Origin of the sequence: Rhizobium glycinendophyticum (assembly GCF_006443685.1) — a bacterium.
Lineage (GTDB): Bacteria > Pseudomonadota > Alphaproteobacteria > Rhizobiales > Rhizobiaceae > Allorhizobium > Allorhizobium glycinendophyticum.
This window is the reverse complement of sequence record NZ_VFYP01000001.1, coordinates 1,950,408-1,976,997: the sequence shown is the minus strand read 5'-3', so window position 1 is coordinate 1,976,997 and position 26,590 is coordinate 1,950,408. Positions and strand designations below refer to the sequence as shown.

Below are 26,590 nucleotides of genomic sequence, written 5' to 3'. Positions count from 1 at the left end.
GGACTCGTTTGCCTCGGTTATACGCCAAGCGATTTCAGTTTGCGATGCAGAGCGGACCGCTCCATGCCGACGAACTCAGCAGTGCGGGAAATGTTGCCACCGAACCGATTGATCTGGGCGATCAGGTAATCCCGCTCGAACATTTCGCGCGCTTCGCGCAGCGGCAGCGTCATGATGTGGGTGTCGTTGCTCGCCGACACCTTTGGCAGCATGTCGGAGAGATCCTGCGGCAGCATCTCGGCGGTGATCGCCGATTCGGGGCTGTCGCCCTGGGCGAGGATCATCAGACGCTCGATGTTGTTGCGCAGCTGGCGGATGTTGCCCGGCCAATCATTCGCCTGCAGCACCGCCATTGCATCTTCGCCAATCTTGCGCTGGCGGATGCCGGCCTGTTCGGAAATCTGGCGCATGAACATGTCGACGAGGAAGGGAATGTCCTCGCGCCGCTCGGCAAGAGCCGGCACCTTGACCGGGACAACAGCCAGACGATGGAAGAGATCCTCGCGGAAACGGCCCTCGGCGATCATGCCCTCCAAATTATAGGCGCTGGACGAGATGATGCGCACGTCGACCTTGACGCGCTTCGAACCGCCGACCCGTTCGAACTGCTGTTCGACGAGAACGCGCAGGATCTTGTTCTGCGTTTCGCGCGGCATTTCGCCGATCTCGTCCAGATAAAGGATTCCCCGATGGGCCTCTTCAAGCGCGCCGATGCGCCGCGGCTGGCCGGGTGTGCCTTCGGTGCCGAAAAGAGCCACTTCCATGCGATCAGGGGTGATCGCTGCAGCATTCAGCGAGACGAAGGGGCCGGCGGACCGGCTGGAGCGCTTGTGGATCATGCGCGCCACCAGCTCCTTGCCGGAGCCGGAGGGGCCGAAGATCATGATGCGGCTGTTGGTCGGTGCGATCTTCTCGATGGTCTGGCGCAATTGCGAGACGGCCACCGAGGTACCGATGAGCTCCACCGCATCGCCCGTACGGCGCTTCAGGTCAGAGACCTCGCGCTTCAACTTGGAATTCTCCAGCGCACGCTCGGCAATCAGGATCAGGCGGTCGGCCTTGAACGGCTTTTCGATAAAGTCGAAGGCACCGCGCTTGATCGCCGATACGGCCGTTTCCACATTGCCGTGACCGGAGATCATCACGACGGGCAAGTCCGGGTGGCGCAGCTTGATCTCGTCAAGCAACGAGAGGCCGTCGAGACGGCTGCCCTGCATCCAGATATCAAGGAAGACCAGACGCGGCACGCGATCGGATATCGCAGCCAGCGCGCTGTCGGCATCATGGGCCGTACGGGTTTCGTGGCCTTCGTCGCTCAGGATGCCGGACACGATCTCGCGGATGTCCTCTTCGTCATCGACTACCAGAATATCAGAGGCCATAGACCTTTTCCTTGTCGTTCTCGCTATCGATGGCGGCCGTCTCGGCGCGGGGGAGGATGATCCTGATCATCGCGCCCCTGCCCCGGTCGAAATCGGCCGGAGCATCATGCAGCTCGAGTTGTCCGCCATGCTCTTCAATAATCTTCTTGACGATGGCGAGACCGAGGCCGGTACCCTTTTCGCGCATGGTCATGTAGGGTTCGAGGATCCGGTGCCGGTTTTCGGTCGGCAGGCCGCGGCCATTGTCGATCACGTCGACCGCAAAGCGGTCATGGGCGTGATCGAAATAGGAGCGGACGAGGATCTTGCCCTTGCCAAGCTCCTCCAGAGGTACCGCCTCGATCGCCTCCACCGCATTCTTGACGATGTTGCTGACGGCCTGAGCAAGCATGCGGGCATCGAAGCTGCCCTCCAGCGGCTCGTCGCCAAAATCACGCTGAAACTCGATCTCCGCGCTGCCGATCTCCCGAAGAAAAACCGCGTCGGTGAGGATCTCGCGGAGGTCTGCCCGTTGTTTGGCCGGCTTCGGCATGCGGGCAAAGGCGGAGAACTCATCGACCATACGGCCGATGTCCTCCACCTGTCGGACGATGGTATCGGTACACTGGTTGAAGACCGCCTTGTCGTCTTCGGCAATCTGCTTACCGTAGCGTCGCTTGAGGCGCTCGGCAGAGAGCTGGATCGGCGTCAGCGGGTTCTTGATCTCATGGGCGATGCGCCGTGCAACATCGGCCCAGGCGGTGGAGCGCTGGGCCACCACGAGATCGGTGATGTCGTCGAGGGTGATGACGTAGCTGTCTTCGGAGCCTCGGGTTTCCTCGCGGGTCACCTGAACGTTCAAAGTGCGTTCCTTGCCGCCCCGAATCATGTTGATCTGCTCACGGTACTCACCGCGATGGCGCACCGTCGCTTCGGTGAGCACGCGATCAACTTCCGGTGCGACGAGCGACAGCTTTTCGCCGATCAACTGATCGGATGGCAGGGCGAGGAAAAACTCGGCTGACGGATTGACGATGGTGACAATGCCATTGTCCTCCACCCCAATGACGGCTGCGGTGACACCGGACAGCACGGCCTCGATAAAGCGTCTGCGGTCATCAACCTCATCCTTCGCCTCCAGGATCTCATCGCGCTGGGAGCGGATCTGCGACACCATCTTATTGAAAGTGCGCGACAGGCTGCCGACGTCACCATCGGCAGCGCGCACCGGCACGAGAACGTTGAGATTGCCGGAGGCGATGCTGTCGGCAGCGCCAATCAGCAGCCGGATCGGGCGGACAATGCGGTCGGCGACGGCGATAGCCGTCCAGATGGCAGCAAGCAGTACGATCAGGGCAAAACCAAGATAGAGGATGGCAAAGGCGATCTGCAGCGTGGTGCGGCCATCTTCCATTGACTGGTATTCGGCATTGTTCTCTTCCATCAGGCGCATGGCCTGCATGACTTTCGGATCCACCGCCCGGATCGTGTAGAGGAAGGTGCCGGAGATGGAATCAAGCTTGATGATCGCGCCGACGAGGTTGGTCACTCCTGGTGGGATGAGCGTCGGCTGACCCGCAGCCGCACTTTCCAGTGCGTCGCGCGGGATGGCTGGCAGCGGCTTTTCCGTCTCGATATCCGCCTTGGTAATGGCGGAGCCATCTTCGCGCACGAGGAAGGCGCCGAGCATGCCGCGACCGCGCGCCTGGCGGGTCATCAGTTCGACGAAACCGGTGCGGTCGAGATAGAAGAGCGCGCGGTTCCGCTCCAGGTCATTCGCCATGGAGATCGCCTGACCCTGCAGATAGCTGGCGTTTTCCAGCATGTAAGCTTGGGCAACGTTCATCGACGACGACACGATCGACTGGGTGCGGATCGAGAACCAGCGGTCCAGACCGACGTTGAGCGTAATCGAGGCGAAGATTGCGACCAGGATAGCCGGCGTGATGGCGATGACCGAAAACAGGGCGACGATGCGCACATGCAGCCTGGCTGCGGCACGGCCCCTGTTGCGCGCCTTGAAAAGGCGCAGAACTTCCCGGCCGATCAGGAACATCAAGCCGACGATGAAAAGAGAATTGATAACGGCAGATGCAACGAGCACCCGTGACGTCGGCTCGATCGGTGTCAGGCCCAAGAGGATCGGCAGAGTAAAACTGGCGCAGAGCAATGCACCACCGGCGAGCAGCAGGCCAGGCAGCGCAAAAGATGCCCTGCGGTCCTGCGCCATCGCCGCTTCAACATCGGCGGCGGAGGCTCTCCTCACCCTTGCCATTCATTTCCCCCGGATCCGCCGGAGCGGATCTCTTCACGATGTCCGACCTGAGGGCCGGTACGTCTTGTTGTGCTGCACAACCGACAGCGCCGACCGACACAAACGTCAGACGGAGGCCGCAGTGACACGTGGCTTTTGAGCAACGCAATGTGGCGAAATTGCAACGGAGCCCGTCGCGATGTCAAGCCGAACGGGAACTGCGATAGACCGATACGCCGAGTTCGCGGATCTTCTTGCGCAGCGTATTGCGGTTCAGGCCGAGGAGGTCGGCTGCCTTGATCTGATTGCCGCGGGTGGCTGTCAAAGCTGCAAGAATCAGCGGATACTCCATCTCGGTCAGCACGCGGTCGTAAAGGCCAGACGGCGGCAGTGCTTCGCCGAAAGAGGCGAAATAGGTGCGCATATTCTCTTCCACCGCTTGCGATATGGTCATGGTACCGCTGGCGACCCCCACCTTGGCGATCGGGCTGTCGGAAATGTCGGCACGCAACTCCTGTTCAACGACTTCGCGGGCGATCACGTCCTGTGGATAAAGCGCCATCAGGCGGCGCACGACGTTTTCCAGTTCGCGGACATTGCCGGGCCACGCGTAGGATTTCATCACTTCCAGCGCTTCCTGATCGAAGCGCTTGGCGTCTAGTCCTTCCTTTTCACCCTGCTGGATGAAGTGGCGCACGAGATCCGGGATGTCTTCTGCCCGATCGCGCAGCGGCGGGAGGCGCAGCGGCACAACGTTCAGCCGGTAATAGAGGTCCTCACGAAACAGGCCCTGGTTGATCGACTGCTTCAGGTCCTTGTTGGTCGCGGCGACGATGCGAACATCGGTGCGGATCGGGGTTCGGCCACCGACTGTCGTGTATTCACCCTGTTGCAGGACGCGGAGCAGACGGGTCTGGGCGTCCATCGGCATGTCGCCGATTTCGTCGAGGAACAGCGTGCCGCCTTCGGCCTGTTCGAAACGGCCGGTCGAGCGGGTCTGGGCACCGGTGAATGCGCCCTTCTCGTGGCCGAAGAGTTCCGATTCAATCAGATCACGCGGGATCGCGGCCATGTTGATCGCGACGAAGGGGCCGTTGCGGCGCTTGCCATAGTCGTGGAGTGCCTTAGCCACCAATTCCTTGCCGGTACCGGATTCCCCGGTGATCATCAGGGTCAGGTCCGTCTGCATCAGGCGGGCGAGCACGCGGTAGATTTCCTGCATCGCAGCCGAGCGACCAACCAGCGGCATGCCGTCCTGCATATCGTCGTCGAGACGGGCGGGACGCTTCTTAGGCTCTGATAGTGCACGGCCGATGATGGCGATCAGTTCGGTCAGGTCGAAGGGTTTTGGCAGGTAATCGTAGGCGCCCTTTTCCGACGCCTTAATAGCGGTCATGAAGGTGTTCTGGGCACTCATGACGAGGACCGGCAGATCCGGACGCGCCTTCTTGATGCGCGGCAGGAGGTCGAAGGCGTTCTCATCCGGCATCACGACGTCGGTGACAACGAGATCGCCCTCGCCGGCGGATACCCAGCGCCACAGCGTTGCGGCGTTCGACGTGATCCTCACATCATAACCCGCCCTGCTCAGCGCCTGGTTCAGCACCGTGCGGATCGCAGCATCATCATCTGCAACAAGTATGGTCGCCGTCATCAGTTCGTTCCCGTGGAATTGGAAAGTGGCGCATCATCGAGCGCCGTCTCTTTCGACATTGGCATGAGGACCCGGAAGGTGGTGCGGCTCGCCTGGCTGTCGCATTCGACGATACCGCCGTGGCCGCCGATGATCTTCGCCACGAGGGCCAGGCCCAGACCGGAGCCATTGGTCTTCGTCGTGATGAACGGATCGAAGAGATGAGGCAGCAGGTCAGAGGGGACACCGGGGCCGTTGTCATGGACGCAGAATTCGAGCGGAAGCGAAATCTTCTCGCGCGAACCGGCAACCGACAGGCGGATGCCGGGGCGGTAAGCCGTCGTCAACTGGATCTCGCCATCCGACCGCTCGCCGATCGCTTCAGATGCGTTCTTCACCAGGTTCAGGAAAACCTGCACCAGTTGATCCCGATTGGCAAAGACCGGTGGCAGCGAGGGGTCGTAATTCTCGGTGATGCGGATGTTGCGGGCGAAGCCGGCCTTGGCAACCGCCTTTACCTGATCGAGCACGGAATGGATGTTGATCGATTGACGATCGACCGGCCGCTCGTCGGAGAAGACCTCCATACGATCGACCAGGGAAACGATTCGATCCGTCTCGTCACAGATCAGGCGGGTAAGCGCCCGGTCTTCGTCGGTTACCGCTGTCTCGAGGAGTTGAGCGGCCCCCCGGATTCCGGAAAGCGGGTTCTTGATCTCATGAGCCAGCATGGAGGCAAGACCGGTGACGGAGCGAGCCGCTGCGCGATGTGTCAGCTGGCGGTCGATTTTGTCGGCCATGGAGCGCTCCTGGAAGACAACCACGACGTTGCCAGGCTGCCCCAGAACCGGCGCGACATAAAGGTCCACCAGCTTTTCCTGGCCGAGACGTGGCGACGACAGGTCGACCCGGTATTCGTTGACCGGCGCCCGGCGCTCTCTGACCTGCTCGATCAGGGACAGTAGCGGACTGCCGAACGGAATGAAGGTGGAGAGCCGGTAACGCGCCAGATGGGCCGCACTCGCACCGAAGAAGGCTTCTGCCTCCCAATTTGCAAAGGCGATATGGCCGTTCGCATCCACCATCACCACCGGGTTCTGGATGGCGTTCAGCACGGCCATGGCGAGGCCATTGCTGCCCGCAGTGTCGTTCGCCGTCATGCGGCCTCCTGTCTGGCACCGGCATCGCCGCTGGCCGAGAGCGCGCGCTCCAGAGCTGCGGCGACGAAAACGGCGTCCTTCGATGTCATGATTGCGGCCTTGGCTTCGCTCGCAAGATCGCGTGCGTAGCGGTCAAGATACCAGCCGAGATGCTTGCGCGCGTGGCGTACGCCGACTTCGTTGCCATAATGCTCCAGCATCATCTTGTAATGCTCGACCACCAGGCCGGGTATCTCGGACGCATCAGGGCCAGCATGCCCGACGAGCACACCGGCATGCCAAGGCCTGCCCTGGCAACCGCGACCGACCATCACCGCATCGGCGCCGGAACGGCGCAGGATCTCCCGGGCATCCTCGACCGTCTCGACGTCCCCATTCGCGATCAGCGGGATTCGGATCGCATCACGGACAGCTGATATCGCGTCCCAATTGGCCCGACCTTCGTAGAACTGCATGCGGGTTCGTCCATGCACCGTCACGAGCTGCACGCCCGCAGCTTCTGCCCTGGCGGCGATGTCAGGGGCATTCATGGAGGCCTCATCCCAGCCGAGGCGCATCTTGACGGTCACAGGGATCTTCACGGCCTTGACCGTCGCTTCGATAAGGGAAAGCGCATGATCCGGCTCACGCATCAGGGCGGAACCGGCATAGCCGCCAATCACCTTTTTCGCCGGGCAGCCCATGTTGATGTCGATGATGTCGGCGCCATTGGCCTCGGCGATGATGGCCGCCTCTGCCAGCCATTTCGCCTCACGGCCCGCGAGCTGCACCATATGCGGCGTGAGTCCTGCACCCTTCAGCCGCGACCAGCTTTCCGCGGCGTTGAACACGAGCTCGCGGCTCGCTACCATCTCGGTCACGACGAGGCCCGCCCCGTAGCGGAACGCCAGCCGGCGAAACGGCAGGTCGGTCACGCCGGACATCGGAGCGAGCACGATCCTGTTCCGGATCGGAACAGAGCCAATGCTGAAGGGCGTGTCCAACGCAACGGAAATCAAATGATTATCTTTCAGGCAGAGAGCGAAGTTGCATGATTTTTAGACATTCGGCTCACGCTTGCCAAGAGGCAAAGCTCACGCATCGACAAAAAATCGTGCAAATGCTGGAAAAGCCGATGCCGAGCCGATAGAGCACGGTTGCGAAGATAATGTGTCATGGACCAGGCTGGACGATGGAGCAAGAGCTGAGCGGGACAATCGGGATCGTCGTCGTGGCAGCAGGACGCGGAGAGCGCGCCGGCGCCTCGGTCGAGGGACCGAAGCAATATCGCCGCATCGGCGGAAAGCCAGTTATCTGGCATACGCTGAAGCGGTTTCGCGACTGGCCCAAGTCCGGCCCGATCGTTGCCGTCATCCACCCGGACGATCGGGCCTTGTTCGATACCGCGGTTGCCGATCTCGGCGACAGTCACGAGCTTGTCGTGGTGACCGGGGGCGCAACGCGGCAGGAGTCCGTGCTGAACGGATTGCGCGCACTGCAGGGTCGGAGCGTTGATCACGTGATGATCCAGGACGGTGTCAGACCCTTTGTCGACGCAGGACTGCTCGACAGAATTGCGACCGAGCTTGCCTCTGGGAAAGCCGCCGTCCTCCCTGCCCTTCCAGTCGCGGACACGATCAAGCGCGGCGACAAAACCGGCGTCGTGACCGGGACGGTTCCGCGCAAGGATCTCTACGCGGCTCAAACGCCGCAGTGTTTCCATTACGAGACCATCCTCAAAGCCCATGACCGTGCAGCGACCGATCAGGTCAGCGACTTCACCGACGACGCCTCGATTGCGGAATGGGCGGGTATCCCGGTGCATCTGGTCGAAGGCTCGATCGACAATGTCAAACTTACCGTGCAAAGGGACATCGCCATGGCCGACGAGAAACTGAAAGGCTCGGCCTTGCCGGATGTCAGGACCGGAAACGGCTATGACGTGCACCAGCTTGAAGCTGGCGACGGGGTCGCGCTTTGTGGCGTTTTCATTCCGCACGATCAGAAGCTCAAAGGCCATTCCGACGCCGATGTCGCGTTGCATGCGCTGACGGACGCCCTACTCGCAACTTGCGGTGCTGGCGATATCGGTGATCATTTCCCACCTTCGGACATGCAATGGAAAGGGGCGCCGTCGCGGATTTTTCTGGAGCATGCAGCAAAGATCGTGCGGGATGCCGGCGGCACGATTATGAACGCAGATATTTCGCTTATTGCCGAAGCACCTAAGGTCGGACCACATCGTCAGGCCATGCGAGAGAAGCTCGCGGAAATTTTGGAGATCTCGCTCGATCGCTGCTCTGTCAAAGCGACGACGAATGAAACGATCGGCTTCGTCGGTCGCCGCGAGGGGATTGCGGCGATCGCGACCGCGACTGTCGTCTTCCGGGGGAAGGACTGATGGGGTTCTATCCGGCGGATATCGAAGCCAAGGCAGCGGCGGTCATCGCCGCCTATCGCGATCTCGGCTGGATGATCTCCACGGCAGAATCCTGTACGGGCGGATTGATCGCGGGCGCGCTCACGGAGATCGCGGGATCATCTGCCGTCGTCGACCGGGGTTTCGTCACCTATACGAACCAGGCGAAGATGGATCTGATCGGTGTTACCGCCAAAACGCTAGAGGGTTTCGGGGCCGTCTCAAGGGAAACCGCGCTGCAGATGGCGCATGGAGCGTTGATGCGCTCCGATGCAGAGGTGGCCGTCGCGGTGACGGGTATTGCCGGGCCGGGCGGTGGCTCGCCGGAGAAGCCGGTCGGGCTCGTGCATCTTGCGCTCAAGAGCCGAAGCGGGTTGATCGATCAAAGGGAGATGCGCTACGGCGATATCGGGCGCGATCAGGTGCGGCTTGCGACGGTCAGGACGGCATTGGAGATGCTGACTGTTGCGGCTCAGGTCCCAGCATAAATCTTGTCGGCGCGCGCCTCGAAGGCTTCCGAGAACATGCGGAAGGCGCGGTCGAACATCGAGCCCATCAAGGCGCCAAGGATGCGGTTCTTGAATTCGTAGTCGATGAAGAAGTGAACCGAGCAGCCGCCCTCGCCCGCTTCTTCGAAGCGCCAGCGATTGTCGAGATATTTGAACGGGCCCTCGATGTATTTGACGTCGATGGCTCGCTCCGCAGCCGTCAGCAGGACCTGGGTCGTGAAGGTCTCGCGGATCGCCTTGTAGCCCACCGTCATGTCCGCGAGCAGCAGTTCCTTGCCGTCGCGCTCGCGACGCGAGCGAATGGTCAAGGCTTCGCAGAGCGGCAGGAATTCCGGGTAGCGCTCGACATCGGCGACGAGCGCGTACATGCGATCGGGCGAGTGCTTGACAAGGCGGCGGGTTTCGAACTGAGGCATGCCAGCGACTTAATGAGGAAGCCCCGCAAGATCAAGCAGCTGCGCCATTTCGCCATGGGATTTCAGGGTGACGACCGGAACGTTCGGTCCGTAACGTTCGATTTCCTGAGTTATGCGCGGGGCGAAGCGGCGTTCGAAATTCCAAATGTAGGAGAGGAATTCGCGGTCGGGCCATTTTTCGACACAGCCATCTGCCATGTCAGGGCGATGGCGTCCGATATGGCGTCTGGCGCGGCGATACACGCCGAGTAGGCAGCGCCAACGCGGCAACCGCACCCAGACGACGAGATCGGTGCGCGGCAGCCTGATGTCAAAGCTTGAAGGATTGGTGCCATCGAGAAGCCATCTGTCCGCTTTGACGATCTCGGAGAGTATCGCCCTTTGCTCGACCCTGGGCCGCTGAATCCAATTCGGCAGCCAGAAGACTTCGCGATCCATCGAGTGGTTGGGAAGATCGAGTGCGGCGGCGATCTTGCGGGACAATGTCGACTTGCCGCCGCCGGAGCAGCCGATCACGCAGATGCGGCGGGCCTGGCGCAGATAATTCGCGGCTTCTTGAGCTATTGGAAGGTTGCGCACTCGATTCGTCTCGCTCTCGTTCAATGCGCCGAGCTTTGACTTTTTATTCGGACGCGAGCAACATCCGGACACAGGAGACAAATGTATGGCCAAGCTCAGCATTCGGCTGCCCGACAAGGTGAAGCAGTTCGTCGACGATCAGACCCATGAGGGTCAGTTCGCCAACGAGGAGGCCTATATTCAGGACCTGATCCGTCAGGACCAGGATCGCCAGAGAGAGGTTGCCCGTATCCAGGCAATTGTCGACGAGGGGATCGCCAGCGGCGAGAGCGATGAGAGCATGCAGGATACCCTCCACTCCCTGAAAGACCACCGGAGCAGATCTGCTTGAGCTATCGGCTCACCCGTCGAGCTGCGGAGGATGTCCGCAAGATTTATCGGCGCGGTGTTGAGATGTTCGGCGAGGCGTAGGCCGAGGCCTACCATATCCATCTCGAACACGTTTTCACTCTGATTGCCGAGAACCCTCGCATGGCGCGCGAACGTTTAGAAATCACTCCGCCCGCGCGCGTTCATCCCACCGGATCCCACATGGTGATCTATAGCATCAAGCCCAGTGGCGACGTCCTTATCATAGCAGTCCCGAACGCACGCGAGGATTGGCAGGACAATCTCGGCTAACCGGTCAGGCCTTGGCGAGCATCTTCTCCCGCGCCGCCTTCAGCCGTGCAAAGTCGTCGCCGGCATGGTGCGACGAGCGGGTCAGCGGGCTTGAGGACACCATCAGGAAGCCCTTGGTATAGGCGATGTCTTCGTAGGACTTGAACTCTTCCGGCGTGACGAAACGCTCGACCTTGTGGTGCTTGCGGGTTGGCTGGAGATACTGGCCGATGGTCAGGAAATCGACGTCTGCCGTGCGCAGGTCGTCCATCAGCTGCAGCACTTCGTTCCGCTCCTCGCCGAGGCCAACCATGATGCCCGACTTGGTGAACATGGTCGGGTCCAGCTCCTTCACCCGCTGCAGCAGGCGGACGGAGTGGAAATAGCGGGCACCCGGACGAACGGTCAGATAGTTGCCGGGAACGGTTTCCAAGTTGTGGTTGAACACGTCGGGTTTTGCGGCGACGACGCGCTCAAGCGCGCCCGGCTTCTTCAGGAAGTCCGGGGTCAAGATTTCGATCGTGGTCTCCGGCGAGGCCTCGCGGATGGCCCAGATCACCTTCTCGAAATGCTCGGCCCCACCGTCGGCCAAATCGTCGCGGTCGACGGAGGTGATGACGACGTGGGAGAGGCCCATCTGGCGGACAGCCTTGGCGACGTTTTCGGGCTCATCGAGATCGAGTGGGTTCGGCTTGCCGGTCGCGACATTGCAGAAGGCGCAGGCGCGGGTACAGATCTCGCCCATGATCATGAAGGTCGCGTGCTTCTTATCCCAGCACTCGCCGATGTTGGGGCAGCCGGCCTCTTCACAGACCGTCACCAGCTTGTGAGAGCGGACGAGGTCACGGGTCTCGTGATAACCCTTGGAGGTCGGCGCCTTGACGCGGATCCATTCCGGCTTGCGCAGCACTTCGGTGTCGGGCTTGTGGGCCTTTTCCGGGTGGCGGACGCGCTTCTCGTCGGCTGCTGCCGGAACGAGGTTCGTCCTGTCGAGAATGGTGACCATGGTGAAGACCCTGTCTCGCCGCGAACGCGGCCTTGTGAATTACCGCCGGACGAGCTTGGCGATGAAGAGAAGAATGCTCGCACCGACGAAACTGGTGATCAGGTAGCCGAGCCAGTCGCCCGCGACGAAGACGCCGAACCGGCGAAAGATCGCAGCAGCGATGACTGCCCCAATGATGCCGATGATGATGTTCATGAAGACGCCGAAACGCATGTCCATGAGTTTGCCGGCGAGCCAGCCGGCGAGGCCGCCGAAGAAGATCGTCGCGATAATACCGACTTCAAACCCTGCCACGGCACAATCCTTTTCAAACATCTGGTTGAAACCTGCCGCCCATATAGGCGGCACGGTCCCGTTTCACAACCTGACTTTAGGCGTTGAGCACCCGGCCATAGGCGTCGAGCACGCTTTCCTTCATCATTTCCGACAGGGTCGGATGCGGGAAGATCGTGTGCATCAACTCTTCTTCCGTGGTCTCGAGGTTCATCGCGACAACGAAGCCCTGGATGAGCTCGGTTACTTCCGCACCGACCATGTGGGCGCCGAGGAGTTCGCCGGTCTTCTTGTCGAAGATCGTCTTGATCATGCCCTGGTCTTCGCCGAGCGCGATGGCCTTGCCGTTGGCGGCAAAGGAATAGCGGCCGACGCGGATCTCGCGCCCCTCAGCCTTTGCCTTGGCTTCCGTCAGGCCGACAGAGGCGACCTGCGGGTTGCAGTAGGTGCAGCCCGGGATCTTGGCCTTGTCCATCGGATGAACATTCGGCAGGCCAGCGATCTTCTCGATGCAGATGACGCCTTCGTGCTCGGCCTTGTGAGCAAGCATCGGCGGGCCCGCGACGTCGCCGATCGCGTAGAGGCCCGGCACATTGGTCTTGCCGTAGCCGTCGATGACGATGCAGCCGCGATCGGTCTTCACGCCCAGCGTTTCGAGCCCGAGGTTTTCAATATTGCCCTGGACGCCCACGGCGGAGATCAGGCGGTCAGCGGTGATCGTCTGGACCTTGCCATCCTTGGTCTCGACATGGGCGGTGATGGAGTTTGCACCCTTCTCGACCTTCGACACCTTCGCCTCGGTGATGATCTTCAGGCCGCGCTTTTCCAGCTGCTTCCGGGCGAAGGTGGAGATTTCCACGTCCTCGACCGGCATGATGTTCGGCATCAGTTCGACGACGGTGACGTCCACGCCCATCGAGCGGTAGAAGGATGCGAATTCGATGCCGATCGCGCCCGAGCCCATGACGACCAGCGACTTCGGCATGAAGTCCGGCTTCATCGCTTCGAAATAGGTCCAGATCAACTTGCCATCCGGCTCGATGCCCGGAAGCGCACGCGGACGCGCACCCGTTGCGACGATGATGTGCTTGGCGGTGTAGGTGCCCTCGCCCAGCACGCCCTTCGGAACCGGGTTCTGCGGCTCAACGACCGGCTTGGTCATCTTGCCGACCACGATTTCGCCGGGCTTCGAAAGCTTGGCTTCTCCCCAGATGACGTCGATCTTGTTCTTCTTCATCAGGAAGCCGACGCCCCCGTTCAGTCGGGCCGAGACGCCGCGTGACCGAGCGACCACATCCTTGACGTCGGCGGTCATCGTGCCGTTGAGCGTCAGGCCATAGGCCTTGGCATGGTTGGCGTGGTCGAGAATCTCGGCGGAGCGCAGCAGCGCCTTGGTCGGGATGCAGCCCCAGTTGAGGCAAATGCCGCCCAGATGCTCGCGTTCGACGATCGCGGTCTTCAGGCCGAGCTGGGCCGAACGGATGGCGGTGACGTAGCCGCCGGGGCCGGAGCCGATGATGATGACGTCGTAAGCATTCGACATGGGCGCTTCCACTCCTCGGTTTCCTGCGAGCCCCCGCTCAAGCGGAGGCCCGGTTCGGGACTGGAAGCGAGACCCTCAGGCTGCGGGTGTCTCGGCCTCCGGTTCATGACGAACCAGCATCCCGTAGATTTCATCCTTGAGCTGCATCCGCTTCTTGCGAAGTTCGACGATATGGAAGTCGTCCGCAGGCTCGATATTCGTTTCGGCCCGATGAATCAGTCCGTTGACCTCATGATAGGCCTCGAACAGTCTGGCGAAATGTCCATCCGTTTCCTTCAGATGGCGCATCAGCGCGACGTGTTCCGGAAATTCCGCTGCCAGTTCGTGCGGTGTGTTCGACATGATCCCATCTCCTCTGTCGGGGTTGATGGGTTCAGGTTAGACGCAGCGCACAAGACCTCCTTGATTTTGATCAACGCGCCCTGACGGAGAGTTCAGGCCACGGGTTTTTCTTCAAAGTCCGAGCATCATCCGGACGATCGGCTCCAGGCCTCGTCCGATGGCGCGGGTATTTTCGGCGTCGAGATGAATGCCGTCGAGCGGCGTCGTTTTTGCCACCGACCCGGCATCAAAGAAACCACAGCCGGTCTCGTCGGCGAGGTCACTGTAGTAGCTCGCCAGCATTGCGGATTCCTCCAGTCCACCCTTGAACATGGCGGCGAAATGCACGTTGGCGGTTTCGCAGATCGGCGGCGGCGATACGAGCAGGATGTCCGGCCCTTCGTAGCCAAAGCCCCAGTCATGATGGCGGACCAGCTTGATCAGCCGATCGATCCCCTTGGTCGCGGCGATCGCCGAGCCGCCGATCCCGCGCTTCATGTCGTTGGTCCCGAGCAGGAAGATCACGAGATCTATCGGCTTGTGCGTCTCGAGAATGCTCGGCAAGAGCTTGACGCCATTGCGTTCGCAATCCGCCAGATGGTCGTCATAGGCGGTGGTGCGTCCGTTCAGGCCCTCGGCGATGACGCGGACCCCGTGACCGAGCGCCTTCTGCAAAACGCTCGTCCAGCGATCCTCGTGGGCATGCCGACCCAGATTTACCGGGTCGTAACCCCATGTGAGGCTGTCGCCGTAAGCGAGAACGGTTTTCATGGCACCGCCCTTTCGATCAGACCAGCATGCCCATCGGATTTTCGATGTAGCGCTTGAAGGCGCCGAGCAGTTCGGCACCGAGCGCACCGTCGACGGCGCGGTGGTCGGTCGAGAGCGTCACCGTCATGACGTTCGCCACCTTCATCTCGCCGTTCTTGACCACGACACGCTCCTCGCCCGCGCCCACGGCCAGAATGGTCGCATGCGGCGGGTTGACGACGGCGGCGAAGTTCTTGACGCCCATCATGCCCATGTTGGACACGGCGGTCGTGCCGCCCTGATATTCCTCAGGCTTGAGCTTGCGGTCCTTGGCGCGCTTGCCAAGATCCTTCATCTCGTTGGAGATGGCGGACAGCGTCTTCGTTTCGGCCTTGCGGATGATCGGGGTGATCAGGCCGCCCGGGATCGACACGGCAACGCCGACATCGGCATGCTTGTGCTTGACCATGTTCGTGTCCGTCCAGGAAACGTTGGCATCCGGCACGTCACGCAGGGCAAGCGCCATGGCCTTGATGACCATGTCGTTGACCGAGAGCTTGTAGGCCGGTGCGCCTTCCTTGCGGGGTGCTGCGTCGTTGAGCTGGGCTCGCAAGGCCAGGAGAGCATCAAGTTCGCAATCCACGGAGACGTAGAAATGCGGGATGGTCTGCTTGCTCTCCTGCAGGCGCTTGGCGATCGTCTTGCGCATGCCGTCATGCGGCACGAGATCGTAAGACCCGGCTTCGAACAGCTTGAGGACGGCTTCATCGGAAGCGCCCTTGGCGAGCACCGGAGCCGGAGCAGCCGCTGCCACGGGAGCCGCTGCCACGGGAGCCGCAGCCTGAGCCGGCTTGGCACCGCCGGTGCTGACGGCCTTTTCGATGTCGCTCTTGACCACGCGGCCCTTCGGACCGGAACCGGACACGGCCTTCAGGTCGAGGCCGGCTTCCTTGGCAAGACGGCGGGCCAGCGGGGACGCGAAGACGCGATCGCCGGAAGACGCCGTTGCGGGTGCAGCGGCCGGTGCCGGGGCAGCAGATGCTGCAGCCTGGGTCGGAGCAGCTTCAGCCGCCTTCGGCGCGGGTGCGGCTTCCGCCTTCGGGGCCGCCGGAGCAGAACCGCCACCAGCGGCGGCGGCAGCAACGTCCTCGCCATCGGCGGCGAGGATAGCGATCAGGGCATTGACCTTGACGGCTTCGGTGCCGGCCGGGACGACGATCTTCGCCACCGTGCCTTCATCGACGGCTTCCACTTCCATGGTTGCCTTGTCGGTTTCGATCTCGGCGATGACATCGCCCGACTTGACCTTGTCGCCTTCCTTGACCAGCCACTTGGCCAGATTGCCCTCTTCCATCGTCGGAGAGAGCGCCGGCATGGTGATGTTGATCGGCATGGACCTACCCTCCCCTTATTTGTAGCAGACGGTCTTCACCGCCTGGACCACTTCGCCGACATTCGGCAGAGCGAGCTTTTCGAGGTTCGCCGCGTAAGGCATCGGAACATCCTTGCCGGCGATCGTCAGGATCGGCGCATCGAGATAGTCGAAGGCCTGCTGCATGACGCGGGTGGCAATCTCCGTGCCGACCGACGACTGCGGATAACCTTCCTCGACGGTGACGAGACGGCCGGTCTTCTTGACCGATTCGATCACCGTCGGAAGATCCATCGGACGGATGGTACGCAGGTCGATCAGTTCGACGTCGATGCCTTCCTTCTCCAGTTCGGCGACGGCCTTGACCGAATAGGTCATGCCAATGCCCCAGGAGACGATCGTCGCGTCCTTACCGGTCTTGTGAATGCGCGCCTTGCCGATCGGCAGGACGAAGTCGTCGAGCTTCGGAACCTCGAAGGACTGACCGTACAGGATTTCGTTTTCGAGGAAGATAATCGGGTTCGGATCGCGGATCGCGGCCTTCAAGAGACCCTTGGCGTCGGCTGCCGTGTAGGGCATGACGACCTTGAGGCCCGGGATCTGGCTGTACCAGGCGGCATAATCCTGGCTGTGCTGGGCCGCAACTCGGGCAGCAGCGCCGTTCGGACCGCGGAAGACGATCGGCGCACCCATCTGGCCACCGGACATGTAGAGCGTCTTGGCGGCCGAGTTGATGATCTGGTCGATCGCCTGCATGGCGAAGTTGAAGGTCATGAACTCGATGATCGGGCGAAGACCGGCCATGGCCGCACCGACGCCGACGCCGGCAAAGCCGTGTTCGGTGATCGGCGTATCAACGACGCGGCGAGGACCGAATTCGGCCAGCAGGCCTTGGGTAATCTTGTAGGCGCCCTGATACTCCGCGACTTCCTCACCCATGATGAAGACATCAGGATTGGCGCGCATTTCTTCGGCCATCGCCTCTCGCAGCGCTTCACGCACCGTCATCGTGACCATTTCGGTACCGGCCGGAATATCCGGATCGGCGGCGACGTCCACCTTGGGTGCGGCCGGAACGGTGTTGTCGGCCTTTGACGACGGCTCGTCTGCGGCTTCGCGTGCCTTGCCACCGGTGGCGTCGGCGGTCGCGGCGGGCGTATCGGCATCCTTCTTCGGAGCAACCGCCGCATCGGCGCTTTCGCCATCCTGCAGCAGGACCGCGATCGCGGTGTTGACCTTGACGTTCTCGGTCCCGGCGGCGATCAGGATCTTGCCGAGCACGCCTTCATCAACGGCTTCGACTTCCATCGTCGCCTTGTCAGTTTCGATTTCGGCGATCACGTCGCCGGACTTGATGGTGTCACCTTCCTGCTTGACCCACTTAGAGAGCGTACCCTCTTCCATGGTCGGAGACAGGGCGGGCATGAGGATTTCGATCGGCATGGGTTCCCTCCCCGATTACAGCAGGATGTCGGTGTAGAGCTCGGATGCATCCGGCTCCGGATCGGCTTGGGCGAAATCAGCCGAGTCAGCAACGATGTCACGAACATCCTTGTCGATTGCCTTCAGCTCGTCTTCGGTCGCCCAGCCCTTTTCGAGCAGACGCGCGCGGACCTGCTCGATCGGATCATGCTCGGAGCGCATCTTCTGCACTTCATCCTTAGAGCGATACTTGGCCGGGTCGGACATCGAGTGGCCACGATAACGGTAGGTCTGCATCTCAAGGATGACAGGGCCCTTGCCGGCGCGGCAATGCTCGACAGCCTGGTCGGCCGCAGCCTTCACGGCGCGGACGTCCATGCCATCGACTTGGATGCCCGGAATATTGAAGGACACGCCGCGCTGGGAGAAGTCGGTCTGGGCCGATGCGCGCGAGACCGAGGTACCCATGGCGTAGCGGTTGTTTTCAATGATGTAGATCACCGGCAGGTTCCACAGGCGGGCCATGTTGAAGCTCTCGTAGACCTGACCCTGGTTGGCAGCACCGTCGCCGAAATAGGCGAGCGAAACATTGTCGTTGCCGCGATACTTGTTGGCGAAGGCGAGACCGGTGCCGAGCGACACCTGAGCGCCGACGATGCCGTGGCCGCCGTAGAAATTCTTCTCCTTGGAGAACATGTGCATGGAGCCGCCCTTGCCCTTGGACAGGCCGCCCCGACGCCCGGTCAGCTCAGCCATGACGCCACGGGCGCTCATGCCGCAGGCCAGCATGTGGCCGTGGTCGCGGTAACCGGTGATGACCTGATCACCCTCTTTCAGGGCCATCTGCATACCGACGACGACAGCTTCCTGACCGATATACAGGTGACAGAAGCCGCCAATGAAGCCCATGCCGTAGAGCTGGCCGGCCTTTTCTTCGAAACGGCGGATCAGCAGCATTTCGCGATAGGACGCGAGTTCCTGCGCCTTGTCGAACTCGGCGATCACACCGGCGGTCAATTCTTTCTTGGCAGGCTTAGCCGAAGGCTTCCGACCGGTCGCAGTCGCGGGTTTGCGCAGCGCCATTCATCCCTCCCGTGGGTTATGGTGGTCTATTGTTGAGCGTAGAATAGGGAAGAAAACCGGCATCCGCAATGCCAGAAATGCATAGGTCATATTCACACCAAGAATATGATTCCAAAGCAAAAATCGGAATTAACCGGATCTCGGTTTATCAGAAATAGGTGTTGAAGATCACGATTTCATCGGGACGCGACATGTTGAGCTGATAGCGCGCCTTTTCGTCGATGATATCTTCGTCCAGCGAGCCATCACTCAGGAGGCTCACTTCTTTTTCGAGCTGCGTGCGCTGCTTGACCAACTTGTCAAGTTCGGCACTGCGAGCCGCCTTCAGGCGATCGAATTGCTGACCGGCCTTCAGACCGTAGTCACCATGGACCGAGTGATAGCCGAAATAGGAGAGAAACGCGATGGTAATGGCAGGAAGGGCAAGACGACCGTATTTCTTCTTCTTGTGATGCCTGGTCCACATGCCGCCAACTGCCTTGAAACGCATAACTTTCGGTCAAAATAGCGGGGATGTCTTAACCGATCGTTGACCGCAAACGGCCGAAAGCAAAAAGCCCGCCCCGGAGAACCGGAACGGGCTTGGATTTGTGGTCGCTGTAAGCTGTAATCAGCCGCGCAGGATCGAGGTGCCGGCGTAAACTGCCTGCGGGCCCAGTTCTTCCTCGATGCGGATGAGCTGGTTGTATTTCGCGGTACGGTCGGAACGAGCGAGCGAGCCGGTCTTGATCTGACCGCAGTTGGTGGCGACCGCCAGATCGGCAATTGTCGAGTCTTCCGTTTCGCCCGAGCGGTGCGACATCACGGCCGTATAGGCGGCGCGGTGCGCGGTCGAGACGGCGTCAAGCGTTTCCGACAGAGAACCGATCTGGTTGACCTTGACGAGGATCGAGTTCGCAACACCCATCTTGATACCGTCGCGCAGGCGGGCCGAGTTGGTGACGAAGAGATCGTCACCAACGAGCTGGACCTTCTTGCCGATCTTGTCGGTCAAGGTCTTCCAGCCGTCCCAATCGTCTTCCGCCATGCCGTCTTCGATCGAGAAGATCGGGTACTTTCCGGCAAGTTCGGCGAGGTATTCTGCCATGGCTTCAGGCTCGAGCGTGCGGCCTTCGCCTTCGAGAACATACTTGCCGTCCTTGAAGAATTCGGTCGAGGCGCAGTCGAGCGCGATATGCATGTCCTCGCCCGGACGATAGCCGGCCTTCTCGATCGACTTCATGATGAAATCGAGAGCAGCAGGTGCAGAGGCGAGACCTGGAGCAAAACCACCTTCGTCACCGACATTGGTGTTGTGGCCGTCGGCAGCGAGCTGCTTCTTCAGCGTGTGAAAGACTTCCGAACCCATGCGAACGGCGTCGCGGATGGTTTCGGCGCCGACCGGCACGATCATGAATTCCTGGAAGTCGATCGGATTGTCGGCATGCGCGCCGCCATTGATGATGTTCATCATCGGCACCGGCAGGACATGGGCATTCGGGCCGCCCACGTAACGGTAGAGCGGCAGGCCCGCGGACTGGGCAGCAGCCTTGGCGACGGCAAGCGAGACGCCGAGGATGGCGTTGGCCCCGAGGCGGGCCTTGTTCGGCGTGCCGTCCAGCTGGATCATCAGGTTGTCGATCTGGATCTGGTTCTCAGCCTCATGGCCGCCAATCGCATCATAGATTTCGCCGTTCACGGCTTCGACAGCCTTCTCAACGCCCTTGCCGAGGTAGCGCGAGCCGCCGTCGCGCAGTTCGACAGCTTCATGCGCGCCAGTCGAGGCGCCCGAGGGAACAGCCGCGCGGCCAAAGCTGCCGTCTTCGAGGTAGACGTCGACCTCGACGGTCGGATTGCCGCGGCTGTCGAGAATCTCGCGGCCGATGATGTCGGTGATGGCGGTCATGTTCGCTCCCTGGTGACGGAAATTGGACAAGGCTCTGAAGGCCGGCCACCGGGCTTGAAGCCTCAGGACCCGCCGTTGAGTCATCCTCTCTTATCCGATGATCCGGAAAATACAATGACGGATCGGGGGCGTCGTAAGGGAAATCTAATCGATTTAAAGCGGACGCACCGGCACTACATCCGGTTCAACCGATTGAACCGCCGTCAGAGGCGGTCAGACGGCCTTGGCGATGCGGTCAAAGGCGATCAGTTTTTCGAGTAAGGGGCGCATGTTGTCGATCTGCACCATGTTGGGGCCATCGGAGGGCGCATTGTCCGGATCCTGATGCGTCTCGATGAAGAGACCACCGACACCGACGGCGACGGCGGCACGGGCAAGCGATTCCACGAATTCGCGCTGACCGCCCGAAGAACCGCCCTGCCCGCCCGGCTGCTGCACCGAGTGGGTGGCATCAAACACCACCGGCGCGCCCATGGCGGCCATGATCGGCAGCGACCGCATGTCGGAGACGAGCGTGTTATAGCCAAAGGAAGCGCCGCGCTCGCAGAGCAGGACGTTGGGGTTGCCGCTTGCGTTAAGCTTGTTCAGCACATTCTTCATGTCCCAAGGGGCCAGAAACTGGCCCTTCTTGACATTGACCACGCGGCCGGTCTTGGCGGCGGCGACCAGAAGGTCGGTCTGGCGGCAAAGGAAGGCGGGGATCTGCAGCACATCGACCGTCGGGGCAACTGCGGCGCATTGCTCTTCAGTATGGATGTCGGTCAGAACCGGGATGCCATATTCCTTCTTGATATCGGCAAAGACCTCCATTGCTTTTTCGAGCCCAATGCCGCGCTCGGCAGACAGCGAGGTGCGGTTGGCCTTGTCGAAGGAGGACTTGTAGACGAGACCGAGACCCAGTTCGCGGCAGAGCTCGACGAGGCGCCCGGCAATCATGAAAGCATGGTCGCGGCTTTCCATCTGGCACGGGCCGGCAATCAGCGCAAAACGGCCCTTCTGCGAGAAAACGGCCTTGCCGGCACCTTCGCCGACCACGACTTCCGAATTGGTAGAAACGGTCATTTCGACTCCTCAAAGGCGTAGGCGACACCCTGCCCTGGCTGCGGCGCCACAACGAGCCGGGCGCCGATGGTTTGATAGGCGATGCCATTAGCAGCGAGGCAACGTGCTGTCACGCCGAGATCGTGGCTCACGACCACGACTGCAGCCCCCAGCAAGCCGCGCTCCGTCACTGGCGCTGCAAGTCCGTAATGGGCAGACAACCCGTCAGGCGTTAGGACATCCACCGTGGCATTGGCACATTTGATCGACAGCCCGAATGAATGAGCGGTGACGTCGCGCTGGTCGAGCACCGCTTCCAGGAGATACTGGAAGTCGCTCGGATTGTGTTCAGACAGCACGATGCGAGATAAGCAGGCTGCGGCATTTGCGTGCACCTGCAATGCCCCGCGATCCACGGGCAGAGGGTTTACCCGCTCACAGGAAAAAGCGAAGAAATCCGGAGATCGGAGATCCGCGGCGAAGGCCAACTTGAACGCCGCTTCCGCCGCACGCCCATCCGGGAAGCGGAACTGGCGCGAAAAACCCAACATCTCACCGCCGGACAGACCTTCTGCGACGAAACGGGCGTGATCCGCTTCGGCATCTGACGTCTTTACGACCACGGCCGACAGTCCCTCGCCACGACGAAACTGATAAGCCAAATCCCGGGCGACGAAAACGTTACCGGTGCGAGCCGCCTCCAGGCAATCCTCACGGCTTCCGACGGCCAGCGGTTCCAGATAGGTGTCATTCGCGAAAAAGACACAGGCATTCCGGGTGCCGAAGGGATGGGTGGCATCTGCAGCGACGGTGAAGCCGAGCCTGGTCAGGCGCTGGCGGGCGGTATCGAGATCGACGACCGGCAGCACGAGATGATCAACGGCACGAGGAGATTGGGAGACATGGGACATGAATGACGCTCTTTTCTCCCGTGCAATTAAGGCTGGGCAGACTGTTTTGTAAGGGTCTCGACCGACTGCCGGAGGGCGTCGATCTCGGCTCGGGTCTCGCGCAGTTCCTTCAGCACCTGCTCATCGATCTTGTGATGCAGCGCGAGAACCTCGATCTCGGCCTTCAGATTAATTTCATAGTCCTTCGCCGCCATGAAACGATCGCGTTCGGCCTGACGGTTCTGGCTCATCATGATGATGGGTGCCTGTATGGCCGCGATCATCGAGAGGATGAGGTTCAGGAAGATAAAAGGATAGGCGTCAATCGGTCGGGTCGACAGGATCACTGTGTTGAGGACAACCCAAGCCACCAAAAAGAACATGAACCCGATGATGAAGCTCCAGGAGCCGCCCACGCGGGCAATCGCATCCGCCAGACGCTGACCAAAGCTCGAACCAGCCAGAAAATCCTCGCCGGCATTGGTCGAGACCGTGCGCCGCTCCCTGGCTATCTTGAGAACTTTTTTCTCTGCCGACGAAAGTTCATCAACCTGCTTGCCAAGCAAGGTCTTTTCCAAATCTTTCAGCATGTTGGACTTCTCACTTGTTCTTCTCGGGGAATTGAAAGCCTTTTGCCCCGTCGCAAGTCGAACACATGGACAACGCGCTTCATGGCTTTCTCACGACAAGGACCAAGAGGCCTATCGCATTTTCGCGTGAGCTGTTCACGGAAATTTATCCACTTGCGGAACACAAATGGAACATATAGTGTCTGTTCTGGATTTGTTTCACCAATTGGGGCCTCGCCGATGCTGACGCGCAAGCAACAGGAACTGCTTCTCTTCATTCACGAGCGGATGAAAGAGTCGGGCGTGCCGCCTTCCTTCGACGAGATGAAGGACGCGCTCGACCTCGCCTCCAAGTCCGGGATCCATCGGCTGATCACCGCGCTTGAGGAGCGCGGCTTCATCCGCCGTCTGCCCAACAGGGCGCGTGCGCTCGAAGTCATCAAGCTGCCGGAGGCCTATACGCCGAGCCTGCAGCCGCGCCGGGGCTTCGCGCCGAGCGTCATCGAAGGCAGCCTTGGCAAGGCGCCGCCACCAGCCCCTGCCCGCACACCCGCTGCCGAGCAGACCTCTTCGGTCAGCGTTCCCGTCATGGGTCGAATCGCAGCCGGCGTGCCGATCTCGGCGATCCAGAACAACACGCATGACATCACCGTTCCGGCCGAGATGATCGGTTCGGGCGAACATTATGCGCTGGAGGTCAAGGGCGATTCGATGATCGATGCTGGCATCCTCGACGGCGACACGGTGATCATCCGCAATGCCTCCAATGCCAATCCGGGTGACATCATCGTGGCGCTCGTCGACGACGAAGAAGCGACGCTCAAGCGCTTTCGCCGGCGTGGCGCTTCGATTGCTCTGGAAGCGGCCAACCCAGCCTATGAAACCCGGATCTTCCCGCCGGATCGGGTGAAGATCCAGGGCAAACTGGTGGGCCTGATCCGCCGTTATCACTGAGAGTGAAGGTATTGGTCGCTTGACGGCTCCCCGACATTCGGCTCGTAGGTTTGCGATGCTGCGTGGAAATCCGTTACGTGTTCGCGGCCCGTCGCGTTAGTTCGCCAGTCGTATAGGCGGTGCATGGTCCAGGGGCGCGGCTGTCCGGTAAATGCGGCCGTGGCATTGATCACCTTGTCACCGGGCTCTCCGAATCGCAGTTCCATGGCGCCGGAGCTTCGCAGTGTCGTTGCGCTGATGAACCGCGCGCCCGAGCGGCAGTCTCTCATGCGAGCCCGTGCTGCAAGGATGACAATGTCGGCGACGTCGCAGGCAATGCCGGCGAGGTCGGCGCGATCAAGGGTCACCACCCTCCAGCCGCCGGACACCATGGCGGAGCAGGCTCCGCGGATACAGGTGAAGGCGTCAGACTTTGCTGCTCCTATCAGTTCCGTGAGAGTTTGCCGGGCCTGCTGGCTTGTCTGCTGATCCCAGCTCTTGCCGTTTTTCCAGTCCGCCGGTGGCGGCAAGACGGGCGATTTCAACTGGATGGGCGGCTGGTTACGTTTGACAGCGAGCGCCGGTTGCCATTGATCGAAGAGGAATGCAGGCGGTCGGCTTCGGTTTGTGGCGAGGCTTCCTGCCTCTCCCTCATTCTTTCCCCTGGGCCAGAAGCCAACCAGTCGGCCGTCTTCGCTGATGAAGAGATCTGCGGGTGTGTCGGGGGGACGGACTGCTGCTGCGGCGAGTGTGATTGCCAACAGCAGAGTTCCGGCGTGGCGCAACCAGGTGTGAAGCAGCGTCAGGAGCAGAAGCGCGGTCACGATCAGGATCGGAAACCATGCAGGCTGCCGCGCGACGAGCGCTCCGTCACCCCAGCCGGCGACCGTGTGGGCCATCACGAGGACCAGATCGAGCCCAAGGCCCATGATCCAGAAAAAGGGCGCATCTAGGCCGAAGGGCATGAGCAACATGGCGATGAAGCCTGCGGGCATGACGACGATGGAGATCAGCGGCATGGCCGCGAGATTGGCTTCGAGACCGTGAGTCGACAGGCGATGAAAATGTGTGACGGCGAAGATCGCAGTCGAGAGCCCGCCGATCAGCGAGGTCGCAAGCGTGCCCCCGATGAACTTAACGATGAAGCTGGCAAGTTTGGCAGTAGGAGACTTTGGAGCGGGCCATATCGAGCGTGGCCGGGATCGCCAGCCGGAATAGCCGGCGATCAGTGCCGCCGTCGCGGCAAAAGACATCTGGAAACTCGGCCCCATCACTGCCGATGGCTGGGCGATCAGGATCAGGGTCGCCGCCACCGAGAGGTTGCGCAGGCTGATCGCCGGGCGGTCGATGAGTACGGCGACCAGCATAACTGCCGTCATTAAATAGGCTCTGAGCGCGGATACCTGATAGCCGGAAATGAGGACATACGCGGTCGCGGCGAGCAAGGCACCGGCAGCTGCGACTTTCTTGATCGGATAGCGTTGCGCCAACACGGGCAGCAGGCAGAGCAAGCCGCGCAACCCGACGAAGAAGATCCCGGCGGCGAGCGCCATGTTCAGGCCGGAAATCGCGGTGATGTGCGCCAGCCCCGACAGTCGCAAGGCATCTGTCGCTTCCTTCGACATCGACCGCCGCTCGCCCGTAATGATGGAGGCGGCAAATGCTCCTGTATCTCCGGGCAAGACTGCATGAATGCGATCAGAAATCCGATCTCGCAGCGAGAATAGCGCCTGGTCGAGCGTGACCCAGTAGTCGCCAGCCGGGAGAGAGGCGACCGTAACGGATTGAGGAGCGCCCATGAAAAAGCCGACCGCGCCGATGCCGGCAAAGTAGCTTTGAAATGCGAAGTCGTTCATGCCCGGCAAGGCGGGCCCCGATGGCGGAGAAAGCCGCGCCCGACCTGTCAAGGCGTCTCCGATTTTCAAAGGCTGGTGCCGACTGCGGGCAAGCAGCGAGACACGCTCCGGCGGACGCCTGAGGATCGGGGCCTCCGTCTGGAGAAGCCTGATCACGTAGCGCCACTCTCCGCTTGCTCCCGCCTCCCGGCGCTCTACCAGGCCTGTCACCTTAGTCAGGACGGGAGTGTCGAGGATGGTTGTAGAGGCGCGCCGTATTTCGGTCGCCGTGAGAGCCATGCCGGCGAGCACTAGCAAACCCGCCACAGAGACAAAGCGCCGCATGGTTCCTGCCATGCTCGTCACAACAGTCACCAAGGCTATCGCTGACAGTGCCATGAGCGCCCATTCTGCGGGCGGTACCGGCAGGTTGAACCAGATGACGGCGCCGAGCCCCAGGCAGACTGGCACGAAAAAGAAGAGATGCCCTTGCTCGATTTCGCGGGAGACAGCCTTTGCCGTCGCGCCTGGCAATCGGCTGATCTGGTCAGCCGCTCGCGCGAGCGTTCCGCCGGTTGGACGGATCGAAGGCGGCAAGGTCCGACGGGTATGCGACAGGGCTGGCCACACCTGACCAGAGGCAGGCGGTGACGCCTCCCCATTCAAATCCAGCTTGCCTTCCAGCAGATCCACCACGTGGCCCAACCCCGCAGAGGCGGCGACAAACGCCAGCGAAGAGCATGATAATCCATTCTCG

At 61.2% G+C, this 26,590-nt stretch carries 25 protein-coding genes and 1 pseudogene; 5 read left to right on the top strand and 21 right to left on the bottom strand.

Annotated elements, in window-relative coordinates; all coding sequences use genetic code 11:
* Positions 1-17: 17 nt before the first annotated feature.
* The 5 genes from ntrX to dusB form a co-directional block, all read right to left on the bottom strand.
* Positions 18-1,382, bottom strand: a complete 1,365-nt coding sequence (gene ntrX / locus FJQ55_RS09715) for a nitrogen assimilation response regulator NtrX (protein ID WP_140827516.1) — start codon at positions 1,380-1,382, stop codon at positions 18-20.
* Positions 1,372-3,636, bottom strand: a complete 2,265-nt coding sequence (locus tag FJQ55_RS09710; protein WP_140827513.1) for a sensor histidine kinase NtrY-like — start codon at positions 3,634-3,636, stop codon at positions 1,372-1,374. Before FJQ55_RS09710 ends, ntrX begins: the two co-directional genes overlap by 11 nt.
* A 181-nt stretch (positions 3,637-3,817) precedes the next feature.
* Positions 3,818-5,269, bottom strand: coding sequence for a nitrogen regulation protein NR(I) (gene ntrC / locus FJQ55_RS09705; protein WP_140827511.1), 1,452 nt, complete (start codon positions 5,267-5,269; stop codon positions 3,818-3,820).
* The gene (locus FJQ55_RS09700; protein WP_140827509.1) at positions 5,269-6,408 is read right to left on the bottom strand and encodes a two-component system sensor histidine kinase NtrB; all 1,140 of its coding nucleotides are present in this window, start codon (positions 6,406-6,408) and stop codon (positions 5,269-5,271) included. The genes ntrC and FJQ55_RS09700 overlap by 1 nt, the downstream gene beginning before the upstream one ends.
* The gene (gene dusB, locus FJQ55_RS09695; protein WP_140827506.1) at positions 6,405-7,421 is read right to left on the bottom strand and encodes a tRNA dihydrouridine synthase DusB; all 1,017 of its coding nucleotides are present in this window, start codon (positions 7,419-7,421) and stop codon (positions 6,405-6,407) included. Before dusB ends, FJQ55_RS09700 begins: the two co-directional genes overlap by 4 nt.
* A 158-nt stretch (positions 7,422-7,579) precedes the next feature.
* Between dusB and FJQ55_RS09690 the strand changes: the two genes are divergently transcribed.
* Complete coding sequence (locus FJQ55_RS09690; RefSeq protein ID WP_140827504.1) at positions 7,580-8,788, top strand: bifunctional 2-C-methyl-D-erythritol 4-phosphate cytidylyltransferase/2-C-methyl-D-erythritol 2,4-cyclodiphosphate synthase; 1,209 nt, start codon at positions 7,580-7,582, stop codon at positions 8,786-8,788.
* Complete coding sequence (locus tag FJQ55_RS09685) at positions 8,788-9,294, top strand: CinA family protein (RefSeq protein ID WP_140827502.1); 507 nt, start codon at positions 8,788-8,790, stop codon at positions 9,292-9,294. Before FJQ55_RS09690 ends, FJQ55_RS09685 begins: the two co-directional genes overlap by 1 nt.
* On the opposite strand, the gene FJQ55_RS09680 is transcribed toward FJQ55_RS09685, so the two are convergent.
* Both FJQ55_RS09680 and FJQ55_RS09675 read right to left on the bottom strand, forming a co-directional pair.
* A complete protein-coding gene (locus FJQ55_RS09680) occupies positions 9,279-9,731 on the bottom strand; it encodes a type II toxin-antitoxin system RatA family toxin (RefSeq protein ID WP_140827500.1) in 453 nt (150 codons plus the stop codon). The genes FJQ55_RS09685 and FJQ55_RS09680 overlap by 16 nt on opposite strands.
* 9 nt (positions 9,732-9,740) lie before the next feature.
* The gene (locus FJQ55_RS09675) at positions 9,741-10,310 is read right to left on the bottom strand and encodes a P-loop NTPase family protein (RefSeq protein WP_140827497.1); all 570 of its coding nucleotides are present in this window, start codon (positions 10,308-10,310) and stop codon (positions 9,741-9,743) included.
* 85 nt (positions 10,311-10,395) lie between these two features.
* Between FJQ55_RS09675 and FJQ55_RS09670 the strand changes: the two genes are divergently transcribed.
* A complete protein-coding gene (locus tag FJQ55_RS09670; RefSeq protein WP_140827495.1) occupies positions 10,396-10,641 on the top strand; it encodes a type II toxin-antitoxin system ParD family antitoxin in 246 nt (81 codons plus the stop codon).
* Positions 10,642-10,733: 92 nt separating this feature from the next.
* Positions 10,734-10,931 (top strand): annotated as a pseudogene (locus tag FJQ55_RS09665) (type II toxin-antitoxin system RelE/ParE family toxin); the annotation flags it as partial.
* A gap of 4 nt (positions 10,932-10,935) precedes the next feature.
* Here the strand turns inward: FJQ55_RS09665 and lipA are convergent.
* The 13 genes from lipA to FJQ55_RS09600 all read right to left on the bottom strand — a co-directional run bounded on the left by lipA (position 10,936) and on the right by FJQ55_RS09600 (position 23,086).
* The gene (gene lipA, locus FJQ55_RS09660; protein ID WP_140827492.1) at positions 10,936-11,916 is read right to left on the bottom strand and encodes a lipoyl synthase; all 981 of its coding nucleotides are present in this window, start codon (positions 11,914-11,916) and stop codon (positions 10,936-10,938) included.
* Positions 11,917-11,955: 39 nt separating this feature from the next.
* Positions 11,956-12,231 carry a GlsB/YeaQ/YmgE family stress response membrane protein gene (locus FJQ55_RS09655; protein ID WP_140827490.1) on the bottom strand — a complete coding sequence of 92 codons (276 nt, stop codon included), beginning with the start codon at positions 12,229-12,231 and terminating at the stop codon, positions 11,956-11,958.
* Between the two features lie 55 nt (positions 12,232-12,286).
* The gene (gene lpdA / locus FJQ55_RS09650; protein WP_140827487.1) at positions 12,287-13,732 is read right to left on the bottom strand and encodes a dihydrolipoyl dehydrogenase; all 1,446 of its coding nucleotides are present in this window, start codon (positions 13,730-13,732) and stop codon (positions 12,287-12,289) included.
* A gap of 75 nt (positions 13,733-13,807) precedes the next feature.
* Positions 13,808-14,074 carry an HP1242/YdcH family protein gene (locus FJQ55_RS09645; protein ID WP_140827484.1) on the bottom strand — a complete coding sequence of 89 codons (267 nt, stop codon included), beginning with the start codon at positions 14,072-14,074 and terminating at the stop codon, positions 13,808-13,810.
* A 111-nt stretch (positions 14,075-14,185) separates the two neighbouring features.
* Positions 14,186-14,824 (bottom strand): SGNH/GDSL hydrolase family protein, encoded by a 639-nt coding sequence (locus FJQ55_RS09640; protein WP_113377520.1) that lies wholly within the window; start codon positions 14,822-14,824, stop codon positions 14,186-14,188.
* A gap of 16 nt (positions 14,825-14,840) precedes the next feature.
* Positions 14,841-16,196 (bottom strand): pyruvate dehydrogenase complex dihydrolipoamide acetyltransferase, encoded by a 1,356-nt coding sequence (locus FJQ55_RS09635; protein WP_140827482.1) that lies wholly within the window; start codon positions 16,194-16,196, stop codon positions 14,841-14,843.
* Between the two features lie 15 nt (positions 16,197-16,211).
* Positions 16,212-17,618 (bottom strand): pyruvate dehydrogenase complex E1 component subunit beta, encoded by a 1,407-nt coding sequence (locus FJQ55_RS09630; RefSeq protein WP_113377518.1) that lies wholly within the window; start codon positions 17,616-17,618, stop codon positions 16,212-16,214.
* A 15-nt stretch (positions 17,619-17,633) separates the two neighbouring features.
* Positions 17,634-18,680 (bottom strand): pyruvate dehydrogenase (acetyl-transferring) E1 component subunit alpha, encoded by a 1,047-nt coding sequence (gene pdhA / locus FJQ55_RS09625; RefSeq protein WP_140827480.1) that lies wholly within the window; start codon positions 18,678-18,680, stop codon positions 17,634-17,636.
* Positions 18,681-18,828: 148 nt separating this feature from the next.
* On the bottom strand, positions 18,829-19,146 hold the full coding sequence (locus tag FJQ55_RS09620) for an FtsB family cell division protein (protein ID WP_140829197.1): 318 nt from the start codon (positions 19,144-19,146) through the stop codon (positions 18,829-18,831).
* Between the two features lie 144 nt (positions 19,147-19,290).
* Positions 19,291-20,565 carry a phosphopyruvate hydratase gene (gene eno, locus FJQ55_RS09615; RefSeq protein ID WP_140827477.1) on the bottom strand — a complete coding sequence of 425 codons (1,275 nt, stop codon included), beginning with the start codon at positions 20,563-20,565 and terminating at the stop codon, positions 19,291-19,293.
* A 213-nt stretch (positions 20,566-20,778) separates the two neighbouring features.
* Positions 20,779-21,627 (bottom strand): 3-deoxy-8-phosphooctulonate synthase, encoded by an 849-nt coding sequence (gene kdsA, locus FJQ55_RS09610; protein WP_140827475.1) that lies wholly within the window; start codon positions 21,625-21,627, stop codon positions 20,779-20,781.
* On the bottom strand, positions 21,624-22,517 hold the full coding sequence (locus FJQ55_RS09605; protein ID WP_140827473.1) for a VOC family protein: 894 nt from the start codon (positions 22,515-22,517) through the stop codon (positions 21,624-21,626). The genes kdsA and FJQ55_RS09605 overlap by 4 nt, the downstream gene beginning before the upstream one ends.
* Positions 22,518-22,543: 26 nt before the next feature.
* Positions 22,544-23,086 carry a DUF1003 domain-containing protein gene (locus FJQ55_RS09600; RefSeq protein WP_140827471.1) on the bottom strand — a complete coding sequence of 181 codons (543 nt, stop codon included), beginning with the start codon at positions 23,084-23,086 and terminating at the stop codon, positions 22,544-22,546.
* A 219-nt stretch (positions 23,087-23,305) separates the two neighbouring features.
* On the opposite strand from FJQ55_RS09600, the gene lexA reads away from it, so the two are divergent.
* Entirely contained in the window at positions 23,306-24,019 is a 714-nt protein-coding gene (gene lexA, locus FJQ55_RS09595) for a transcriptional repressor LexA (RefSeq protein ID WP_140827469.1), read from the top strand.
* On the opposite strand, the gene FJQ55_RS09590 is transcribed toward lexA, so the two are convergent.
* Entirely contained in the window at positions 24,013-26,529 is a 2,517-nt protein-coding gene (locus FJQ55_RS09590; protein ID WP_140827467.1) for a ComEC/Rec2 family competence protein, read from the bottom strand. The genes lexA and FJQ55_RS09590 overlap by 7 nt on opposite strands.
* Positions 26,530-26,590: the final 61 nt, after the last annotated feature.

Excerpts from the sequence above, each read along its gene's own strand:
- FJQ55_RS09645 (WP_140827484.1), bottom strand. The coding sequence starts at position 14,074 with ATGTCGAACACACCGCACGAACTGGCAGCGGAATTTCCGGAACACGTC.
- lipA (WP_140827492.1), bottom strand. The coding sequence starts at position 11,916 with ATGGTCACCATTCTCGACAGGACGAACCTCGTTCCGGCAGCAGCCGAC.
- FJQ55_RS09690 (WP_140827504.1), top strand. The coding sequence starts at position 7,580 with ATGGAGCAAGAGCTGAGCGGGACAATCGGGATCGTCGTCGTGGCAGCA.
- lpdA (WP_140827487.1), bottom strand. The coding sequence starts at position 13,732 with ATGTCGAATGCTTACGACGTCATCATCATCGGCTCCGGCCCCGGCGGC.
- FJQ55_RS09710 (WP_140827513.1), bottom strand. The coding sequence starts at position 3,636 with ATGGCAAGGGTGAGGAGAGCCTCCGCCGCCGATGTTGAAGCGGCGATG.
- FJQ55_RS09600 (WP_140827471.1), bottom strand. The coding sequence starts at position 23,086 with ATGCTGAAAGATTTGGAAAAGACCTTGCTTGGCAAGCAGGTTGATGAA.
- FJQ55_RS09640 (WP_113377520.1), bottom strand. The coding sequence starts at position 14,824 with ATGAAAACCGTTCTCGCTTACGGCGACAGCCTCACATGGGGTTACGAC.
- eno (WP_140827477.1), bottom strand. The coding sequence starts at position 20,565 with ATGACCGCCATCACCGACATCATCGGCCGCGAGATTCTCGACAGCCGC.
- kdsA (WP_140827475.1), bottom strand. The coding sequence starts at position 21,627 with ATGACCGTTTCTACCAATTCGGAAGTCGTGGTCGGCGAAGGTGCCGGC.
- FJQ55_RS09700 (WP_140827509.1), bottom strand. The coding sequence starts at position 6,408 with ATGACGGCGAACGACACTGCGGGCAGCAATGGCCTCGCCATGGCCGTG.
- FJQ55_RS09680 (WP_140827500.1), bottom strand. The coding sequence starts at position 9,731 with ATGCCTCAGTTCGAAACCCGCCGCCTTGTCAAGCACTCGCCCGATCGC.
- ntrC (WP_140827511.1), bottom strand. The coding sequence starts at position 5,269 with ATGACGGCGACCATACTTGTTGCAGATGATGATGCTGCGATCCGCACG.
- FJQ55_RS09655 (WP_140827490.1), bottom strand. The coding sequence starts at position 12,231 with ATGTTTGAAAAGGATTGTGCCGTGGCAGGGTTTGAAGTCGGTATTATC.
- pdhA (WP_140827480.1), bottom strand. The coding sequence starts at position 18,680 with ATGGCGCTGCGCAAACCCGCGACTGCGACCGGTCGGAAGCCTTCGGCT.
- FJQ55_RS09635 (WP_140827482.1), bottom strand. The coding sequence starts at position 16,196 with ATGCCGATCAACATCACCATGCCGGCGCTCTCTCCGACGATGGAAGAG.
- ntrX (WP_140827516.1), bottom strand. The coding sequence starts at position 1,382 with ATGGCCTCTGATATTCTGGTAGTCGATGACGAAGAGGACATCCGCGAG.
- FJQ55_RS09605 (WP_140827473.1), bottom strand. The coding sequence starts at position 22,517 with ATGTCCCATGTCTCCCAATCTCCTCGTGCCGTTGATCATCTCGTGCTG.
- FJQ55_RS09620 (WP_140829197.1), bottom strand. The coding sequence starts at position 19,146 with ATGTGGACCAGGCATCACAAGAAGAAGAAATACGGTCGTCTTGCCCTT.
- lexA (WP_140827469.1), top strand. The coding sequence starts at position 23,306 with ATGCTGACGCGCAAGCAACAGGAACTGCTTCTCTTCATTCACGAGCGG.
- FJQ55_RS09630 (WP_113377518.1), bottom strand. The coding sequence starts at position 17,618 with ATGCCGATCGAAATCCTCATGCCCGCCCTGTCTCCGACCATGGAAGAG.
- FJQ55_RS09685 (WP_140827502.1), top strand. The coding sequence starts at position 8,788 with ATGGGGTTCTATCCGGCGGATATCGAAGCCAAGGCAGCGGCGGTCATC.
- FJQ55_RS09670 (WP_140827495.1), top strand. The coding sequence starts at position 10,396 with ATGGCCAAGCTCAGCATTCGGCTGCCCGACAAGGTGAAGCAGTTCGTC.